Below are 18,844 nucleotides of genomic sequence, written 5' to 3'. Positions count from 1 at the left end.
ACACGCCCTAGATCAGCTCGGCGAACCGTTCCGGGGAGATGTTGCCGCCGGAGAGGATCGCGCCGACCCGGCCGCCGGTGGGCAGCTTGCCGGTCATCAGCGCGGCCAGCGGGGTCGCGCCGCTGGGCTCCAGCACGATCTTGAGCCGCTCGAAGGCGAAGCGCATGGCCGCCCGGATCTCCTCGTCGCTGACCAGCACCACCTCGTCCACCAGGTGCCGGTTGATCGAGAAGGTCAGCTCGCCGGGGATCTCCGCGGCCTGGCCGTCGGCGATGGTGCGCGGCACCGGGACCGAGACCCGTTCGCCCGCCAGCAGCGAGCGGCGGGTGTCGTCACCGGCCTCGGGTTCCACCCCGACCACCCGGATGCCGGGGGAGACGCCCTTGGCCGCGGTGGCCGAACCGGCGATCAGCCCGCCGCCGCCGACCGGGGTGAGCACGGTGTCCAGGTCGTCGACCTCGGCCAGGAGCTCGAGCGCGGCGGTGCCCTGACCGGCGATCACGTGCGGGTGCTCGTACGGCGGGATCAGCGCGAGACCGCGGTCCGCGGCCAGCTTGTCGCCGATGGCGACCCGGTCGCCGGTGTAGCGGTCGTAGGTGACCAGCTCCGCGCCGTAGCCCGTGGTCGCGTCCTTTTTGGACTGTGGCGTGTCCTCGGGCACCAGGATCACCGCGCTGCTGCCCAGTTCACGGGCGGCCAGCGCCACGGCCTGGGCGTGGTTGCCGGAGGAATATGCCGCGATGCCGGTGCGCAGCTGGGCCGCGGAAAGCCGGGAGACCGCGTTGTAGGCGCCGCGGAACTTGAACGCGCCGATCCGCTGGAAGTTCTCACACTTGAGGTGCACCCGCGCGCCCACCAGGTCGTCGAGCTGGCGGGAGCGCAGCACCGGGGTGCGGTGCGCCACCCCGGCCAGCCGGGCGGCGGCCTCCCGCACGTCGGCCAGGGTCACCGGGAGGGAGGTCATGCGTTCTCCTTGATCTGGGCGAGGTAGCTGTAGGCGGAGGCCCGGGAGATGCCCAGGCGGGAGGCGACCCTGGGCACCGCGCGGCGCACCGCGAAGACCCCCTGCTCGTTGAGGTCCTGGAAAAGCGCCAGCCGCTCCTCCCGGCCGAGCTCGGCCCACGGGCGTGGATCGGCCAGCTGACGTCTGTCCACAATGGAGTCGATCACGGCGTCGATGTCGTCGCCGAAGGTGGTGGTCGGCGCGGGCAGCGGGTTGTCCACCCCGGCGAGCCCGCCGAGCAGCTGCTGGGCCTGGGTGAGACCGGTGAGATCGAGGTTCACGCACAGCGCGCCGAAGACGGTGTTGTCGCTGTCCCGCAACAACATCGTGGAGGACTTGACCATCTTGCCCGCCGGCGTGCGGGTGATGTAGTTGAGCTGGTCAGCCGCGTCATCGCCCCTGGCCAGCAGCCCCATGCCGATCTCGCTCATCGCCCCGCCCACCCCGCGCCCGGTGACCGCGCCCGCGATGGCCACCACCGAGTTCGCCGGCCGCCGGAAGTCGTGCACCACCACCTCACAACACGCGCCGAAGGTGGCCACGATCCCCTCCGCCACCGGCCCCAGCGCCGCCAGGATCGCCTCCCGCTCCGCCATCAGCCGACAACCCTGGCGAGCGCGTCGATCTCCACGCAGGCGCCGTAGGGCAGGCTGGCCACGCCGACACAGGTGCGCGCGGGCCGGGGCTCGGCGAAGAACGCGGCGAAGGCGGCGTTGAGCCGGTCCCGGTCGCCGATGTCGGTGAGGTAGGCGGTCACCTGCACTACGTCGCTGCGCCGCGCGCCCGCCTCGGCCAGGGCTTCGTCGAGGTTGGCGAAGGCTTGGGCGCATTCGGCGGGGAAGCCACCGGGGGTCAGGACGCCCGGTTCGGTGACGCCGAGGCGGCCGGAGACGGCTACCAGGTCGCCGCTGCGGAAGGCGGTGGAGTACGGGTGCTCGTCGGTCATGGACGAAATGTACAACTGCTGGACTGAGTGTCCAAGAGTTGTGAGCTAGCGAACCAGGGTGTCCAGGCGGATGTCGGCTGGGAAGGGCACGCGGCATTCCAGGCGGTCGTGGAAGATGCCGGTCAGCGCGTAGGAGCGGCTTGCCGGGTCGAGCTCGTAGACGTAGACGACCGGGGTGCCGGAGTTGTTCTCCACCCGCCAGAAGTGCGCGATGCCCGCCTCGGCGTAGCGGCGGGGCTTGGTCTCCCGGTCCCGGATCTCCGAGGACTTGGACACCACCTCGACCACCAGCAGGACGTCTTCGGGCTGGTAGAAGGTGCGGTCCAGGTCGCGGGCGGCGGTGGCGGCAGCCACGGAGACGTCGGGGCAGGGGCGCTGGCGGGGGCCGAGCACCACGTCCATCTCGCGGGTGGCGGTGAGTTCCGGGGGTGCCTGCCGGTGGAGTTCGTCCCGCAGACGTTCCACGACGCGGCGGTGGAACTCGGTCCGCGGCGCCATGACGATCAGCTCGCCGTCGACCAGCTCGATGCGCTGGAGCACGTCCAGCTCCGCGCACGGTCCGTCGCCGCCGATCCGGTCGAGATCGGCGGCGGTCCAGCCGTTCGGTGGCGGATAAGGCCAGTTCGCCCCAGACATCGGTCAGGCTGGGGCGACTTCGGTCACGTGCACCACCGCGCTGCCCGCCTCATCCGAGGCCGCCAGGTCCACCTCGGCCGTGATCGCCCAGTCGTGGTCGCCGGCCGGGTCGTCGAAGGCCTGGCGCACCACCCACTGACCGGGGTGCTCGTCCTGGTTGATCATCAGCAGGGCCGGGCCGCGGGCGTTGGGGCCGGTGCCGATCTCGTCGTACTCCTCGAAGTACGGCTCCAGGGCCTCCCGCCAGCGCTCGGCGTCCCAGCCGGCGTGCGCGTCCAGCTCGCCAAGGGTGTAGAAGTCGCGGCGGGCGGCCAGCTCCACGCGGCGGAACAGCTCGTTGCGGACCAGGACCCGGAAGGCCCTGGGGTTGGCGGTGACCGGGGGTGGGGCGGTGTCCACTGTGGACTGTTCGGGGTCGTCCTCGTCGGTGGGGTTGCGGAGCTGTTCCCACTCGTCCAGCAGGCTGCTGTCGACCTGGCGGACCAGTTCGCCGAGCCATTCGATGAGGTCGGTGAGCTCCTCGGTCTTGGCGTCGTCCGGCACGGTCTGGCGCAGGGCCTTGTAGACATCCGCCAGGTAGCGCAGGACCAGGCCCTCGGAGCGGGCCAGCTGGTAGAAGGCGATGTAGTCGACGAAGGTCATGGCGCGCTCGTACATGTCGCGCACCACCGACTTCGGTGAGAGCTCGTGGTCGGCGACCCAGGGGTGGCCGCGGCGGTACATGTTGTAGGCCGCTTCCAGGATGTCCTGCAAGGGCTTGGGCCAGGTCACCTCCTCCAGGGCTTCCATCCGCGCCTCGTACTCCATGCCCTCGGCCTTCATCTTGTTGACGGCCTCGCCGCGGGCGCGGAACTGCTGCTGGGAAAGAACGGGGCGGGGATTGTCCACTGTGGACTCGATGACCGAGACCACGTCCAGCGCGTAGGTCGGGGAGTCCCGGTCCAGCAGCTCGATGGTGGCCAGCGCCAGGGGGGACAGCGGCTGGTTGAGGGCGAAGTCGAACTGGAGGTCCACGGTCAGGCGGACCGTGCGGCCGTCCTCGTCCGGGGTGTCCAGCTTCTCCACCACGCCCGCGGCCAGCAGGGCGCGGTAGATCGCGATCGCGCGGCGGATGTGCTTGATCTGCGCCGGGCGGTCCTCGTGGTTGTCCTCCAGCAGGTGCCGCATACCGGCGAAGGCGTCACCGGGGCGGTTGATCACGTTCAGCAGCATGGCGTGGCTGACCTGGAAGCTGGAGGTCAGCGGCTCGGGCTCGGCCTCGACCAGCCGCTTGAAGGTCGGCTCGCCCCAGGAGACGAAACCCTCCGGCGGCTTCTTGCGCACCACCTTGCGCCGCTTCTTCGGGTCATCGCCGGCCTTGGCCAGCGCGCGCTCGTTCTCCACCACGTGGTCCGGCGCCTCGACCACCACGTTGCCCACCGTGTCGTACCCGGCCCGCCCGGCCCGGCCGGCGATCTGGTGGAACTCGCGCGCCTTGAGGATGCGGGTGCGCACCCCGTCGTACTTGCTCAGCGCGGTGAACACCACGGTCCGGATCGGCACGTTGATGCCCACGCCCAGGGTGTCGGTGCCGCAGATCAGCTTGAGCAGACCGGCCTGGGCCAGCTGCTCCACCAGCCGGCGGTACTTGGGCAGCATGCCGGCGTGGTGCACGCCGATGCCGTGCCGGACCAGCCGGGACAGCGTCTTGCCGAACCCGGCGGTGAACCGGAACTTGCCGATCTGCGCGGCGATCGCGTCCTTGTCCGCGCGGCTGGAGACGTTGATGCTCATCAGCGCCTGCGCCCGCTCCAGCGCGGCGGCCTGGCTGAAGTGCACCACGTAGATCGGGGCCTGCTGGGTGGAGAGCAGCTCCTCGATGGTCTCCTGCAGCGGCGTGGTGACGTAGGAGTGGAACAGCGGCACCGGGCGCTCGGCCGAGCTGACCACCGAGGTGGGGCGGCCGGTGCGCCGGGTCAGGTCGGTCTCGAACCGGCTGACATCGCCCAGGGTGGCCGACATGAGCAGGAACTGCGCCTTGGGCAGCTCGATCAGCGGGACCTGCCAGGCCCAGCCGCGGTCGGGCTCGCTGTAGAAGTGGAACTCGTCCATGACGACCTGGCCGACCTCGGCGTCCGCGCCGTCGCGCAGCGCGATGTTGGCCAGGATCTCCGCGGTGCAGCAGATGATCGGCGCGTCGCCGTTGACGCTGGAGTCGCCGGTCATCATGCCGACGTTCTCCGCGCCGAACATCTCGATCAGCGCGAAGAACTTCTCCGAGACCAGCGCCTTGATCGGCGCGGTGTAGAAGGTCCGCTGCTTGTTCGCCAGCGCGGCGAAGTGCGCCCCCGCGGCGACCAGGCTCTTGCCGGAGCCGGTCGGCGTGGACAGGATCACGTTCGCGCCGGAGACGATCTCGATCAGCGCTTCCTGCTGCGCCGGGTACAGCTCGATCCCCTGGCCCGCGGCCCAGGTGCTGAAGGCGTCGAACAGGGCGTCGGGATCCTGGCCGTCCGGCAGGTACTCGGTGAGCGTCATGGTGCCCCCGATCGTGCCTTACCCGGCTGACCTGGTCACCAGCGGGGAGCGGTTGGTGACCGACCGGGTATCCCGGCGCTCATGCGTCTCGGTGACGAGCAGCGGCCGCGGCAGGTGGCGGGCGAGGTGGAGACGGCCATTCCGGCGCGGCTGGACCGGCTGCCGTGGGGCGCGCTGGGCGCTGGTGCTCGGCCGCTTCTTCGACGTGCCCGGCTCGCTGCCGGCGGCTACCTGGCCGGCGGCGTGGCCGAGCTGGTGCTCGGTGTGGCGGCCGCCGGCAAGTCCCCGGAGTCGGTCGCGCGGCCGTTGTCGCAGGCGGAAGCCGGGCGTTCGGCGTAACCGGCGGCGCATTTCGGTGGTATCGCAAACGCCTATGCCGGGGAATGGGTGCGCCCTCATCACTCCATCGGGTCATTATTTTGATGCGCTGACAACTTGACCCGGGAAATTGGTGCCCTGGTGAGCACGTTCGGCGGAGTGGATTGTCAGGGTGGTGACAAAACCGGCGAAATGTTGGCCTCTTGGGGGAGTTTCCTCGGTTTGGTTCTTGCCTAGCTATGACACACGACAGTAACCTACCGGCTAGTAGGAGGCCGTTCGTGCAGGTCACCTGCCGTATTGCCGCCTGCCTTCCGGGTTTCTTTCGGCGACTCCCCTGCCCCGGATTTTTTCTGTCAACGAGTCGTTCGAGTGAATTCGGCGAACAATGACGCTCGCTGACCGAGGGAGAAGTTCACATGGCTCGACGCCACTTGACCACCATCTTGACTCGGACCACAGCCGTGCTCGCCGGCCTGGCCCTCGCCGCTGTCGGCGCCGGGGTCGCGCAGGCGGTGCCGGTCACCAAGACCCTGACCTACACCTGCGAGTTCCCGCTGATCGGCCCCGACGAGCTCCAGGTGACCATCTCGGTGAACCTGCCGGACTCGGCCGTGGTCGGCCAGCCCGCCCAGGCCACCGACTTCAAGGTCAGCGTGCTGGTGCCGGAGCGGATCGTGGAGGCCTTCGACCTGTTCGAGGCCAAGAGCCTGGACGGCTCCGCGGTCGCGCACTTCGACGTCAAGGACGCGGCCGGGGTGAGCAAGACGGTCGACATCAACGGCATGACCGTGCCGTCCACCCCGATCCCGGACACCGGTGACCTGACCGTGCCCGCCACCGGCGACGTCCCGCCGACCACGGTGGACAACCCCGGCCAGGCCCAGGCGATCGTCAGCGGCGGGTTCGACGCCAAGCTGACCCCGCGCAAGGCCGACGGCTCGCCGACCGAGCTGGGCACCTTCGACCTGCCCTGCAAGGAGAACCCGGGGCAGGACCTCAAGCTCGGCGAGATCCCGGTCGCCGCGGCGAGGAAGTAGCAGATGACCCGGACTGGATCGGCGCACCGGCTCGGGGCCCTCGCGGCCGCGGCGCTGCTGGTGCCGGCACTCGGCGTCTCCCTTGTCGGCGACGGCAGCGCGGCCGCCGAATCGACAGCCCGCCGGATCGCCTACACCTGCACCGCGCCGGAGCTGACCGCCCAGGCGGTGGTCACCGAGGTCGCGGGCGTGTTCCCGGCCTCGGGCTCGGTCGGCGCGCCGGTCCAGTCCGCCCTCACCGTCACCGCGACCCTGCCGGAGACGGTGCTGCCCGCCCTCGGCGGCGCGAAGTCGGTGATCGGCACCGCCGGTCTCGGCCTCGCCGTCAACGGCGCGGGACTCTCCGCCGCGGTCACCGCGGCGGAGCTGAGCGTCGCGGCCACCGAGGTGCCGGAGAAGGGGGAGCTGAAGGTCGTCGCCACCGGCAAGGCGCCCGCGCTCACCCCGGCACAACCCGGCGACCTGACCGTCACCGCGACCGAGCTGACCTTGACCCTCGGCTCGGCCACCGACGACGGGCCGCCGCTGATCCTCAAGTGCGCCAAGGACGACGGGCAGGACGCCCAGTTGGTCAAGCTCCCGGTCACCGGGCGGAACCTGACCACCGTGCCCGGCCCCAGCGGCGCCCTGCCGGTGCCCACCAGCGGCGGCAAACCGTTGCCCAGCACCGGAACCACCGTGCCGGGCGCGGGTGAGGACCAGCAGGTGGGGCCGTTCGCCCGGCGGATCCGGTACAAGGTCGAAGGGGTGTCCCGGATCAAGAAGATGGAGTCCGAGGTCAAGATCGGCCCCGGCGAGATGCTCACCGAAGTGATCATCAAACTGCCGGTCGGCGAGATCAAGGGCGACCTCACCCTGCCGCCGTCCAAGGGCTACTTCGTGCTGTTCCGGTTCGTGCCCAACAACTCGGTGATCGAGTTCGAGTCGGTCGGCCAGGTGGCGGGCATCATCGAACGCGGCCAGGTGAAGGCGACCTCGAAGATGTTCATCAAGCTGCGCGACATCAAGGTCGGCGGCGTGCCCCTGGACGTGGGGCCGAACTGCAGGACCGTGGAACCCGCGGTGATCAACCTGGTCTCGGCCCCGCCGCCGCCGCCGTTCCTGCCCACCAGGCCCACCCCGATGAGCGCGACCTACACCATCCCGCCCTTCGGCAACTGCGGTGTCACCGAGCCGCTGGACTCGCTGCTGACCGGACTGATCTCCGGGCCGGGCAACACGTTGAACCTGACCCTCACCTTCCTCGGATATGAGTGAGGCCCGCCGATGCCGTCGAACCCGCACGTGCTCAGGGGCCGCCTGCTCGGCCTGCTGTTCCTGGTGATCATCTCGCTGCTGCTCGGCCTGACCGTCGCGGTCTACCGCGGCGACTTCAGCTCCGCGGTGAGCGTGCTGCTGCGCACCGACCACGTGGGCAACCAGCTGATGACCGAGTCCGACGTGAAGGTGCGCGGACTGGTGGTCGGCTCGGTGAAACGCATCTCCAGCCGCGGCGAGGGCGCCGAGCTGGAGCTGGCCATGCAGCCGGACAAGCTGGAGCTCATCCCCAAGGGCGTCTCCGCCCGGCTGCTGCCCAAGACCCTCTTCGGTGAGCGCTACGTCGCGTTGATGTTGCCGGACAACGGAACCGGCGACACCCTCGGCGCCGGCGACGTGATCGGGCAGGACCGCTCGGCCACCGCGATCGAGCTGGAACGCCTGCTGGCCAACCTGATGCCGATGCTGGAGGCGGTGCAGCCGCACAAGCTCTCGGTCACCCTCGGCGCGATGTCGGCCGCCCTGGCCAACCGGGGCAAGGCGCTCGGGCAGAACCTGGTGCGGCTGGAGCACTACCTCACCGAGATCAACCCCGAGGTGCCCGCGCTCACCGAGGGCATGCGCGAGCTGGTCAAGGTGGCCGACACCTACAGCACCGCGATCCCGGACGCCCTGGACGCGCTCAGCGACCTCACCGTCACCACCAAGACCTTCGTCGAGCAGCGGGAGAACCTGAAACTGCTGTACCGCAGCCTGGGCGCCACCGCCAACGACCTCGGCGGCTTCCTGCGCGCCAACAAGGACAACGTGATCCGGCTCTCCGACGCCAGCAGGACCACCCTGGAGACGATGGCCAAGTACTCGCCCGCCTGGCCCTGCATGGCCGACACGCTCACCAAGTTCAAGTCGGTGATGAACTCCGCGTTCGGCGCGGGCACCGACCGGCCGGGCCTGAAGGTGCACCTGCACCCGGTGCCCTCGCGCGGGGAGTACAAGCCGGGCAAGGACGATCCGGTCTACCACGCCCGCGGCGGCCCGCGCTGCTACCCCTTCGGCACCCCGCCCAGCAGCGGCAAGACGGTCGCGCTGCCGGTCAGCGGGGACACCGCCGACCTCGGCCTGGCCAACTCGCCGCAGGAGAGCCAACTGCTCGCCCAGCTGCTCGCGCCCGCGCTCGGCCGCACCCCCGATGCGGTGCCGTCCTGGAGCGGCGTGCTGCTCGGCGCGATCTACCGGGGAACGGAGGTGACCCTGAAGTGAAGGGAATCACCGCGCCACTGCTCAAGTTCAGCGTTTTCGCCGTGCTCACCGTGCTGGTCACCGCCCTGCTCGCGGTGACCATCTCCAACACCACCGCGGTGGGCGCGAACTTCTACACCGCGCGCTTCGCCGACGTGACCTCGCTCAACGAGGGCGACGACGTGCGCATGTCCGGGGTCCGGGTCGGCAAGGTCGAGGGACTGCGACTGGCCGGCCGGGGGGTGGTCGAGGTGCAGTTCTCCGTCGAGGGCAGGCGGCGGATCTTCGCCTCGGCCACCGCCGCCATCCGCTACCGCAACCTGGTCGGCCAGCGCTACCTGGCCCTGGACCAGGGCGCCGGCACCACCGCGACCCTGCCGCCGGAGGGGCAGATCCCGTTGGAGCGCACCACGCCCGCGCTGGATCTCACCCTGCTGTTCAACGGGTTCAAGCCGCTGTTCCAGGCGCTGAACCCCGATGACGTGAACAAGCTGTCCTACGAGATCGTCCAGGTGCTGCAAGGCGAAGGCGGCACGGTGGACAGCCTGCTCGCCCGCACCGCCTCGCTCACCTCGACCATCGCGGCCAAGGACAAGGTGATCGGCGACCTGATCAACAACCTGAACACCGTGCTCACCACGGTCAACTCCCGTGGCGACCAGCTGGCGAACCTGATCGGCACCATGCAGCGGCTGGTCAGCGGGCTGGCCGCGGACCGCAAGCCGATCGGCGAGGCGATCGGCTCGATGTCCGAGCTGACCGGGGCCACCGCGGACCTGCTGAACAAGGCGCGCGCCCCGCTCAAGGCCGACATCGCCGGACTCGGCGCGCTGTCCGGGAACCTGATGGAGCAACCGAAGCTGCTCACGGAGTTCCTGGACCGGCTGCCCACCAAGTTCGAGGCGATCGGCCGGATCGGCTCCTACGGTTCCTGGCTCAACTTCTTCCTCTGCTCGGCCTCCGCGCCAGGGGTGCCCCCCGCGCCCGGCGGGCCGCCGGTCGGGATCCCGCTCACCCACGAAAGGTGCAAGGGATGAAGCCCTTCCGGGAACGCAACCCGGTCACCGTCGGCCTGGCAGGCCTGACCACGATCGGGATCGCGGTGCTGGCCACCTTCTTCTTCGAGGACCTGCCGATGATCGGCGGCTCCAGCTACACCGCGGAGTTCACCGAGGCCGCCGGGATCAAGCCCGACGACGAGGTCAGGGTCTCCGGACTCAAGGTCGGCACGGTCAGCGCGGTGGAGCTGGCCGGGGACCGGGTCGCGGTGCGGTTCAAGGTCTCCGGCGTGGAGCTCGGCGACAAGACCGGCGCGTCCATCCGGATCAAGACGCTGCTGGGCCAGAAGTACCTGGCGCTGGACCCGCAGGGCGGCGGCAGCCTGGACGGCGACACGCCGATCCCCAAGGAGCGCACCAGCACCCCGTTCGACATCAGCGACGCCTTCCAGGGGCTGACCGACACCATCGGCCAGATCGACACCCAGCAGCTCGCGCAGAGCTTCACGGTGCTCTCGGAGACCTTCCGCGACTCGCCGGAGCACGTGCGCAAGGCACTGGACGGGATGTCCGCGCTGTCCACCACCATCGCCTCCAGGGACCTGGAGCTGGCCAAGGTGCTGGAGAACAGCCGCAAGATCACTCAGACGCTCAGCGACCGCAACGAGCAGATCGCCACCCTGCTCGCCGACGGCAACAAGCTCCTGGAGGAGGTGCGCAACCGGCGGGAGGCGATCAGCAAGCTGCTCACCGGCATCCGCGACCTGTCCAGGGAGCTGACCGGGCTGGTACAGGACAACAAGGCTCAGTTCGGGCCCGCGCTGGACCGGCTGGACAAGGTGGCCGAGGTGTTGCAGCGCAACCAGGACAACCTGAACAAGGCGCTCTCGCTGTCCGGGCCGTACTACCGGCTGATCAACAACGCGGCCGGCAACGGCCGGTGGGTGGACAGCTACATGTGCGGCCTGCTCGCGCCGGTCTCCGGCGAAGAGGGCTGCGTGCCACCCAAGGGAGGCGGCAAGTGAGCTGGTTCCGCAGTCGTGGCAAGGGAACCCGGGTGCTGATCGGGGTGGCGGTGCTCGCCCTGGTCGCCGGGGTGGCCGGGGTGTGGTGGTGGCGCGGCAGCGCCGAACGGGTGCGGGCCACCGCCTGGTTCGCCGCCGCCGTCGGCGTGTACGCCGGATCCGACGTGCGGATGCTCGGCGTGCGGGTCGGCACCATCGACTCCGTTGAGCCGCAGGGACAACGGGTCCGCGTTGAGTTCACTTTGGACAGTGGGGTGAAGGCGCCGGCGGAGGCCAAGGTGGTCTCGGTCGCGCCCAGCCTGGTCTCCGACCGCTACCTCCAGCTCGCCCCGGTCTACCGCGGCGGGCCAACCCTGGCCGACGGCGCGGTGATCCCGGTCGAGCGCACCGCCAGTCCGGTGGAGCTGGACCAGCTCTACGAGAGCATGGAGAAGCTGGCCACCGCGCTGGGACCCAACGGGGCCAACAAGGAGGGCGCGCTGTCCAGCCTGCTGGAGACCGGCGCGGCCAACCTGGAGGGCAACGGGGCCGCGCTGAACAAGCTGTTCCGCGACCTCGGCCAGGCCGCCAAGACCCTGGACGGCTCGCAGCAGGACATGTTCGGCACCGTGGACAACCTGGCCAAGTTCACCGGCATGCTGGCCCGCAACGACAACCAGGTGGTCGCGGCCGAACAACAGCTGGCCGAGGTCACCCGCTTCCTGGCCGCCGACCGGGACGCGCTGCGCGCCGCGCTGGCCGAGCTGCCCGCCGCGCTCGGCCAGGTCGGCGAGTTCATCGGCGAGCACCGCGGCCGGGTCAAGTCCACAGTGGACAAGCTCACCGGCATCACCAAGGTGCTGGCCGACCAGCGCTCCGCACTGGCCGAGGCGCTGGACGTGGCCCCGCTGGCCATGACCAACCTGCTCAACGCCTACAACCCGGAGCAGCGGGTCATCGACGGGCGGGTCAACCTGCTCGAGCTCTCGCCGAGGGCCAAGACCCGCCTGGTCCCGGTCAGCGCGGGCGCGGACGCCAAGAAGCTGCCCGTGCTGCCGCTGCCGGTGGTCGGCGACCTGCACACCCTCCCGGCAGGAGATCGGTGATGCGCAAACGGATTGCTGCCTTGAGCGCGGTCGCCCTGCTGGCCACCGGGTGCGGCGTCGGCGGGTTCGACGGGCTGTACAACCTGCCGCTGCCCGGCGGCGCGGACCTCGGCGAGCGGCCGTACCGGGTCACCGCTCAGTTCCGGGACGTGCTGGACCTGGTGCCGCAGGCCGCGGTGAAGGTCAACGACGTCGCGGTGGGCAAGGTGGAGCGGATCGAGCTGGCCGAGGACGGGCGCACCGTGGACGTCACGGTCGCGGTCAACGGACAGGTGAAGCTGCCCGCCGCGGCACTGGCCAGGTTGCGGCAGTCCAGCCTGCTGGGCGAGAAGTACGTGGAGCTGGCCCGGCCCGCGGAGCAGGGCGCGGACACCGCGGTGCTGGCCGACGGGGCGGTGATCCCGGTCAGCCGCACCAACCGCAACCCCGAGGTGGAAGAGGTCTTCGGCGCGTTGTCGTTGCTGCTCAACGGCGGTGGCGTGCAGCAGCTGCGGGACATCAGCCGCGAGCTGGCCTCGGCCTTCGACGGCAACGAGGCCCAGCTCAAGGCACTGCTGTCCACAATGGACAAGTTCGTCACCCAGCTGGATCAGAACAAGGAGAGCCTGACCAAGGCCCTGGACGGGATGAACCGGCTCAACACCGTGCTGGCCGGGCGGACCGGGCAGATCGACAAGGCCATCACCGACCTCGGCCCCGGCCTGCAGGTCTTCCACGAGCAGCGCGAGTCGATGGTGGCGATGCTGGCCGCGCTGGACAAGATGGGCAAGGTCGCGGTGGACACCGTGCGGCGCAGCAAGGACGACTTCGTGGCCGACCTCAAGGCGCTGCAACCGATCCTGCAACGGCTGGTGGAGGCGGGGCAGAACCTGCCGCAGTCGCTGGAGATCCTGTTCACCTACCCGTTCCCGGACGCCGCGCTCAACGCGATCAAGGGCGACTACCTCAACACCTACCTCACCCTGCACGCGGAGAACGCCGGACCCGAGGCGCAGCGACAACAGCAGCGGACCGAGTCGAAACCGGACGCGGCGAAACCGGTGCTGCCGCTGCCGCCGGTGGACGGCGTGCCCGCCATCTCGACGGGGGTGCGCTGATGCTCTCCGCGCGGATTCGCTGGCAGATCGGCATCTTCGTGCTGGTCGCCCTGGTCGGGGTGTCCTACGTGGGCGCCCGCTACGCCGGACTGGACCGCTGGTTCGGCTACGCCGGCTACACCGTGCGGGTGCAGCTGGCCGACTCCGGCGGCATCTTCACCAACGCCGAGGTCACCTACCGCGGCGTGCCGATCGGCCGGGTCGGCCCGCTGCGGCTGACCGCCCGCGGCGTGGAGGTCGACCTGATCCTGGACGACGGCGGCCCCCAGGTGCCGGCCGACGCGCAAGCCGTGGTGAGCAACCGGTCCGCGGTCGGCGAGCAGTTCGTGGACCTGCGCCCGCGCCGCGACGGCGGCCCGTACCTGGCCCAGGGCTCGGTGATCGGCCAGAGCGACACCAGGATTCCCAAGCCGGTGGAGCACGTGCTGGCCGCGGTGGACGGCCTGGTGTCCTCCGTGCCCACCAAGTCGCTGCGCACCGTGGTGGACGAGCTGGGCACCGCGTTCACCGACTCCGGCCGCAACCTCCAGCAGATCCTGGACTCCGCGGGTTCCTTCACCGAGGCCGCGATCGAGCACCTGCCGCAGACCAAGCAGCTGTTCACCGACGGGCGCACCGTGCTGGACACCCAAGCCGAGCAGTCCCAGGCGCTCAAGGACCTCACCCGCAACGCCAAGCTGCTGGCCCAGCAGTTCCGCGAGTCCGACGGCGACTTCCGCAAGGTGGTGGCCGCGGTGCCGCCGGTCTCCGGCCAGGTCTCCGCCGTGCTGCGGGAGACCGGGCCGAACCTCGGCGTGGTCATCGCGAACCTGCTCACCACGGCCAACGTCATGGTCACCCGCAACGCCGGGCTGGAGCAGCTGCTGTTCACCGCGCCGGCCGCGGTCGCCGCGGGCAGCACCGTGGCCCGCGCCGACGGCGCGCACTTCGGCATGACCGTCACCTACTTCAACCCGCTGCCCTGCACCCAGGGCTACGAGGGCACCGAGTACCGCAACGGCCTGGTCACCACCCCTGGCAAGCCCCTCAACACCCAGGCCGCCTGCACCCTGCCGCGCGGCCACCCCAGCAGCGTGCGCGGATCGCAGAACGCGCCCAAGGGCGGCAAGGTCACCGCCGCCACCTCGAACTGGCAACCCGCACAGCTGGAGAGCCTCAGCCCGGACACCGCCACCCTTGGCGGCTTGCTCGGCCTGCCGGGAGGAAACCGATGAGCGAGACTGACGAACCGGCCACCGCACGCCGGAACCCGTTGCGGTTGCACCTGATCCTCGCGGTGGCCGCCGCGCTGCTGGCCGCCGGGTCGGGCTGGTGGTGGTACGCCGCCGCCGAGGACGACGGCGTCAAGTTCGCCGAGCTGCGTGAGCAGGTGCGCACCGCGGGGGAGCGGGCGGTGGCGGAGTTCAACAGCCTGGACTACCGGCGGGTGGACGAGGGCATGCGCCGCTGGCTGGAGACCTCCACCGGCGCGCTGCACGAGGAGCTGCGCAACACCGGGGCCAGCAGCAAGAAACAAATCGAGGAGACCAAGACGATCACCACCGGGCGGGTCACCGACGCCGCCGTCACCGAGCTGGACGACCGCGCGGGCAAGGCGAAGCTGATCGCCGCGGTGGAGATCGAGGTCGCCCCGGACGGGGCCGCGGCCACCACCAAGCGCAACCGGTTCCAGGCCGAGCTGACCCGCACCGAGACCGGCTGGAAGCTCAGCGGGCTCGGTCCGGTCCCGGTCGCGGCCTCCTGAAAGGACCTCTGATGGCTCCCACCCGACGCGCCACCGCCCCGCACCGCCGCAGGCCCGCGGTGGCCGGCACCCGCACCACGCACCCCGCGCGGCCCGGCCAGGCCGGCGACACCGGCGCGCTGGAAGAGAAGGGGACCCGCGCTGCCCCGGTGGCTGGCGCTGCTCGGGCGACCGGGGCTGCCGCAGTGGCCGACGAAGCCACCGCGGCGGTTGAGGCCGGGGCCGAACCTGTTGTCGCGGAACGGGTCCGGTCCCGGCCAGCCCGGGCGGGGCGCTGGCTGGTCGCGCTCACCGTCGCCCTCGCGCTGCTGGCCGGGTTCTTCCTGGTGCAGGGCTGGCGGAGCAGCGACAGCGCGGCCGCGCGCAACCAGGCCCTGGTCAACGGACCGGCCACGGCCGAGGTCTCCGGGCAGGTGGCCGAGGCGCTGCGCCGGGTGTTCTCCTACCGGCACGACGACACCGCGAGCACCGAGGCGGCCGCGGCCGAGGTGCTGGTGGACGCCGCGCGGGCGCAGTACGACGCGCTGTTCGCCCAGGTGCGCGAGCAGGCCCCGCAGCAGAAGCTGGTGCTGTCCACCAAGGCGGTCACCACCGGGGTCCGGGAGTTGTCGGCCGACCGGGCGGTGCTGCTGGTCTTCCTGGACCAGACCGCCACCCGCGGCGACAACAACCAGACCTCCGCCTCGGCCGCCCAGCTCGGCGTCACCGCCCGCCGCACCGGCGAAAAATGGTTGATCACCGAACTACAACCGCGCTGAGGACTGCATTCAGATGACAAAACGACACCGTCGCCAGTCGGCTTGAATTATCACCGGAGTACGTTTCTGTGATCGGTTCACAGAAGGGTCAGTGAATTTCTTGTGACGTTACCTACTTGCGAGTAGGCTCCGATTCGTCGCAAGTTGTGCGGCATCCGCGGATCAGCCGTTCCCTCTCTGAGATTCGATGTCAAAGGAGACGTTCGACATGAGAGCCGCAATCTCCGCACGGTTGTCCCGACGAGCCGCCGCCGTCCTCGGCGCCGCCGCACTGGTGCTGACCGGCGCGGTCGCCGACGCCGGGGCGAGCGCGCCGGCCGCCGCCAGCGGGCCGATCACCAAGACCCTCACCTACACCTGCGAGTTCCCGCTGATCGGCCCGTCCCAGCTGACCACCAAGATCGACGTCACCATGCCGGAGACGGTCAAGGTCGGCGAGCTCATGCGCACCACCAACTTCTCCGCGACCATCACCGTGCCCGAGGCGACCGCCCAGGCCCTGCTGCTGTTCGAGGCCGAGACCATCGAGGGCGACGCCGAGGCGATGCTCGCGGTGGACGCCAACGGGGCGCTGATCGACGTCACCCTGCCCGGCCTGCGCATCCCGAGCACCCCGGTGCCCAAGACCGGCGACCTGGTCACGGTGGCCCGCGGCCCGGTGCCCGGGATCGGCGTGCGCGCGCCCGGCCACATCGGGGTCAGCGTGGGCGACCACGTCTCCAAGCTCACCCCGCGCAAGGCCGACGGCTCGCCCACCGAGCTGGGCACCTTCGACCTGGCCTGCAAGCAGGACGCCGGGCAGGACCCGCTGCTGGCCAAGATTCCGGTTACCGCCGCCAGGTAAGCGCGAATGCGAATTCCGTAGTTCGATCCGTGGAGGGAATGTCCATGAGGAGATCGGGTAAGTCGGCGTTACGGGTGCTCGCGGTGGCCCTGATCGGAGTTGTCACCTTCGCCGGTGGCGCGGCGGCCGAGCCCGCCGGTCCGGCGGTGAAAATCAACTATTCGGTGGAGGGGCAGAGCGTGGTCAAGAAGACCGGCTCGACCCTGCCGCTGGGGCCGGGCGCGCTGTCGGTCGACCTCAACGCGGCCACCGGGGACATCAAGGGTGACCTGACGCTGCCGCCGGCGCACTCGGAGTTCAAGGTCTTCGGCCTGATCCCGGTCACCGCGACGATCGAGTTCCTGCCGCAGGGGCAGACCACCGGCAAGATCGTGCGCGGAGTGGTGACCTCCAGCTCCCAGGTGGTGCTGCGGCTGAGCGATGTGAAGGCCGGCGGCATTCCTTACCCGGTCGGGGACAAGTGCCAGAGCAAGGTCCCGATGCAGATCGACCTGACCAGCGAGCCGGGCTTCAACCCGCTCACCGGCGGCAAGCTCAGCGGCGCCTACACCATTCCGGAGTTCAGCAACTGCCACCTGGCCGAGCTGCTGATCAACTTCATGATCCCGGGTCCGGACAACACCATCAGCCTCAACCTCAAGCGCGTGGTCTGACCGCCCGCTGACCGAGCCGCCCCTGACCGCCGTCGTCGGTCAGGGGCGGCTCAACCGCGCAACAGCGGCGCGATCAGCCGGTGCAGCCGGGGCGAGGGCGAGACCCGCAGCTCGGCCCGCAGCTGCCGCCGGAACCCCTCGTAGTGCCGCAGCGCCGCCGCCGCGTTGCCCTCGGCCAAGTGCAGCCGCAGCAGCAGCCGGTGCCCGCTCTCCCGCAGCGGCTCGGCCCGCACCACCGCGGTGGCCGCCGCCCAGGCAGGCACCGGCCTGCCCTGGCGCAGGTGCGCCTCGCCCAGCGCCTCCAGCGCGCGCAGCCGCAGCTCGTGGAACCACTCGCGGTCCAGCAGCAGCCAGTCCTCCGGCCAGTCCGGCAGCAGGTCCCGCTCGAACAGCGTCATGTCGGCCTCCGGGTTCCCGGCCAGCCTGCGCGCCTCCCGCACATCCACCCGCACGGTCCCGACCAGCGCCAGCTCGCTGGGCCCCGCGCACACCAGCTCCCGCCCGGCCAGCCGCCACAGCGTGGTGCGCAGGCTGGCGTGTGCCCGCTGCGCCGGTAGGTCCGGCCACAGCTGGGCCGCGGTGGCCGCTCTGCTGACCGGGTGCGCGCGCAGCGCCAGATAGGCGAGCAGCCTGCGGCAGACGGGGGTGGTGGACAGCGGCCGGTCGTCGTGCAGTGCGAACTGACCGAGCAGCTGGAGAGAGGCTGGCACGGCGGCGGGATTCCCGTTGCCCCGCCACGGAAACGCGGGTTCGCGGTGACGTCGTGGTGACGGGCCCTGCCTAGCGTCGGGGATGACCCGAGCAGAGTAGGGAGCGCGATGTTCTACCACAGCAAGCGACTGCAGTTCGAGGCCAAGCCCAGCGCCCCGGACCCGCACTACGCCCGCAAGCTCCAGGAGCTGGTCGGCGGCGCGTACGGCGAGATGACGGTGACCATGCAGTACCTGTTCCAGGGCTGGAACTGCCGGATGGAGGGCAAGTACAAGGACCTGATCCTGGACATCGCCACCGAGGAGATCGGGCACGTGGAGATGATCTCCACCATGATCGCCCGGCTGCTGGAGGGCGCCCCGTCCGAGGTCACCGCCAAGGCCGTGGAGAACGACCCGGTGCTGGCCGCGGTGATCGGTGGCATGGACCCGCAGCAGGCCATCGTGGCCGGTGGCGGCCCGCTGCTGGCCGACAGCAACGGCTACCCGTGGAACGGCCGCTACATCGTGGCCAGCGGCAACCTGCTCGCCGACTTCCGGGCCAACGTGGCCGCCGAGGCCCAGGGCCGGTTGCAGACCGCCCGGCTCTACCACATGAGCGACGACCCCGGCGTGCGCGCGATGCTGAAGTTCAACCTGGCCCGCGACACCGCGCACCAGAACATGTGGCTGGCCGCGATCGAGCAGCTCAAGGAGGAGGGGCTGGAGGGCACCGTGGTGCCCAACGACCTCTTCGACGAGGAGGAGGTCGAGCACGCGGGCACGTTATGGAACCTCTCCGAGGGCCAGGAGTCCGCGGAGGGGCCGTGGGCGAGCGGTGTCGCGCCGGACGGCACCCACCAGATGGGCTACCTGGAGCATCCGGAGCCCCTGGGCGGTCCCGCCTCGGCGCCGAAGCCGAACCCGCTGCTCTACGCCACCTCGCCGGCCAACCTGAAGCTCATCGATCGGGCGATCGACAAGCTGACCTGAGT

Annotated in this window: 20 protein-coding genes; 14 read left to right on the top strand and 6 right to left on the bottom strand. The window is 70.5% G+C overall.

The genetic code is table 11. The annotated features are described in order from the left end of the window. Window positions 1-7: 7 nt before the first annotated feature. The 5 genes from ACWDY5_RS34050 to ACWDY5_RS34030 are packed head-to-tail and all read right to left on the bottom strand — an operon-like array spanning window position 8 to window position 5,102. Complete coding sequence (locus ACWDY5_RS34050) at window positions 8-964, bottom strand: threonine ammonia-lyase (protein ID WP_449726248.1); 957 nt, start codon at window positions 962-964, stop codon at window positions 8-10. Further along, the gene (locus tag ACWDY5_RS34045; protein ID WP_449726247.1) at window positions 961-1,599 is read right to left on the bottom strand and encodes a helix-turn-helix transcriptional regulator; all 639 of its coding nucleotides are present in this window, start codon (window positions 1,597-1,599) and stop codon (window positions 961-963) included. The genes ACWDY5_RS34050 and ACWDY5_RS34045 overlap by 4 nt, the downstream gene beginning before the upstream one ends. Beyond that, the gene (locus ACWDY5_RS34040; protein WP_449726246.1) at window positions 1,599-1,949 is read right to left on the bottom strand and encodes a RidA family protein; all 351 of its coding nucleotides are present in this window, start codon (window positions 1,947-1,949) and stop codon (window positions 1,599-1,601) included. Before ACWDY5_RS34040 ends, ACWDY5_RS34045 begins: the two co-directional genes overlap by 1 nt. A gap of 45 nt (window positions 1,950-1,994) precedes the next feature. Next, on the bottom strand, window positions 1,995-2,585 hold the full coding sequence (locus ACWDY5_RS34035; RefSeq protein WP_449726245.1) for a Uma2 family endonuclease: 591 nt from the start codon (window positions 2,583-2,585) through the stop codon (window positions 1,995-1,997). Between the two features lie 3 nt (window positions 2,586-2,588). Then, window positions 2,589-5,102, bottom strand: coding sequence for a DEAD/DEAH box helicase (locus ACWDY5_RS34030; protein ID WP_449726244.1), 2,514 nt, complete (start codon window positions 5,100-5,102; stop codon window positions 2,589-2,591). Window positions 5,103-5,183: 81 nt separating this feature from the next. Between ACWDY5_RS34030 and ACWDY5_RS34025 the strand changes: the two genes are divergently transcribed. The 13 genes from ACWDY5_RS34025 to ACWDY5_RS33965 all read left to right on the top strand — a co-directional run bounded on the left by ACWDY5_RS34025 (window position 5,184) and on the right by ACWDY5_RS33965 (window position 17,160). Next, window positions 5,184-5,441 carry a hypothetical protein gene (locus tag ACWDY5_RS34025; protein ID WP_449726243.1) on the top strand — a complete coding sequence of 86 codons (258 nt, stop codon included), beginning with the start codon at window positions 5,184-5,186 and terminating at the stop codon, window positions 5,439-5,441. Window positions 5,442-5,839: 398 nt separating this feature from the next. Next, complete coding sequence (locus ACWDY5_RS34020; protein WP_449726242.1) at window positions 5,840-6,460, top strand: DUF6801 domain-containing protein; 621 nt, start codon at window positions 5,840-5,842, stop codon at window positions 6,458-6,460. Window positions 6,461-6,463: 3 nt separating this feature from the next. Beyond that, window positions 6,464-7,717, top strand: a complete 1,254-nt coding sequence (locus ACWDY5_RS34015; protein ID WP_449726241.1) for a DUF6801 domain-containing protein — start codon at window positions 6,464-6,466, stop codon at window positions 7,715-7,717. Window positions 7,718-7,726: 9 nt separating this feature from the next. Then, a complete protein-coding gene (locus tag ACWDY5_RS34010; RefSeq protein ID WP_449726240.1) occupies window positions 7,727-8,977 on the top strand; it encodes an MCE family protein in 1,251 nt (416 codons plus the stop codon). Then, window positions 8,974-9,993 (top strand): MCE family protein, encoded by a 1,020-nt coding sequence (locus ACWDY5_RS34005; RefSeq protein WP_449726239.1) that lies wholly within the window; start codon window positions 8,974-8,976, stop codon window positions 9,991-9,993. Before ACWDY5_RS34010 ends, ACWDY5_RS34005 begins: the two co-directional genes overlap by 4 nt. After that, window positions 9,990-10,979: an MCE family protein gene (locus ACWDY5_RS34000; protein ID WP_449726238.1), complete on the top strand. Its 990-nt coding sequence runs from the start codon at window positions 9,990-9,992 to the stop codon at window positions 10,977-10,979. Before ACWDY5_RS34005 ends, ACWDY5_RS34000 begins: the two co-directional genes overlap by 4 nt. Beyond that, complete coding sequence (locus ACWDY5_RS33995) at window positions 10,976-12,064, top strand: MCE family protein (protein ID WP_449726237.1); 1,089 nt, start codon at window positions 10,976-10,978, stop codon at window positions 12,062-12,064. The genes ACWDY5_RS34000 and ACWDY5_RS33995 overlap by 4 nt, the downstream gene beginning before the upstream one ends. After that, the gene (locus tag ACWDY5_RS33990) at window positions 12,064-13,161 is read left to right on the top strand and encodes an MCE family protein (RefSeq protein WP_449726236.1); all 1,098 of its coding nucleotides are present in this window, start codon (window positions 12,064-12,066) and stop codon (window positions 13,159-13,161) included. The genes ACWDY5_RS33995 and ACWDY5_RS33990 overlap by 1 nt, the downstream gene beginning before the upstream one ends. Beyond that, window positions 13,161-14,375, top strand: coding sequence for an MCE family protein (locus tag ACWDY5_RS33985; RefSeq protein ID WP_449726235.1), 1,215 nt, complete (start codon window positions 13,161-13,163; stop codon window positions 14,373-14,375). The genes ACWDY5_RS33990 and ACWDY5_RS33985 overlap by 1 nt, the downstream gene beginning before the upstream one ends. Then, on the top strand, window positions 14,372-14,905 hold the full coding sequence (locus tag ACWDY5_RS33980) for a hypothetical protein (RefSeq protein WP_449726234.1): 534 nt from the start codon (window positions 14,372-14,374) through the stop codon (window positions 14,903-14,905). Before ACWDY5_RS33985 ends, ACWDY5_RS33980 begins: the two co-directional genes overlap by 4 nt. Before the next feature lie 11 nt (window positions 14,906-14,916). Then, entirely contained in the window at window positions 14,917-15,663 is a 747-nt protein-coding gene (locus ACWDY5_RS33975; protein ID WP_449726233.1) for a hypothetical protein, read from the top strand. A 208-nt stretch (window positions 15,664-15,871) separates the two neighbouring features. Next, window positions 15,872-16,507, top strand: a complete 636-nt coding sequence (locus ACWDY5_RS33970; RefSeq protein WP_449726232.1) for a DUF6801 domain-containing protein — start codon at window positions 15,872-15,874, stop codon at window positions 16,505-16,507. Window positions 16,508-16,551: 44 nt separating this feature from the next. Next, on the top strand, window positions 16,552-17,160 hold the full coding sequence (locus ACWDY5_RS33965; RefSeq protein ID WP_449726231.1) for a hypothetical protein: 609 nt from the start codon (window positions 16,552-16,554) through the stop codon (window positions 17,158-17,160). Between the two features lie 50 nt (window positions 17,161-17,210). Here ACWDY5_RS33965 and ACWDY5_RS33960 read toward each other — a convergent pair whose 3' ends face one another. Continuing rightward, on the bottom strand, window positions 17,211-17,870 hold the full coding sequence (locus ACWDY5_RS33960) for an AfsR/SARP family transcriptional regulator (RefSeq protein WP_449726230.1): 660 nt from the start codon (window positions 17,868-17,870) through the stop codon (window positions 17,211-17,213). A gap of 108 nt (window positions 17,871-17,978) precedes the next feature. On the opposite strand from ACWDY5_RS33960, the gene ACWDY5_RS33955 reads away from it, so the two are divergent. Then, window positions 17,979-18,842: a manganese catalase family protein gene (locus tag ACWDY5_RS33955; protein WP_449726229.1), complete on the top strand. Its 864-nt coding sequence runs from the start codon at window positions 17,979-17,981 to the stop codon at window positions 18,840-18,842. Window positions 18,843-18,844: the final 2 nt, after the last annotated feature.

The sequence above is a fragment of the Crossiella sp. NPDC003009 genome, from assembly GCF_053591555.1.
This window is presented reverse-complemented; position numbering and strand designations above follow the sequence as displayed.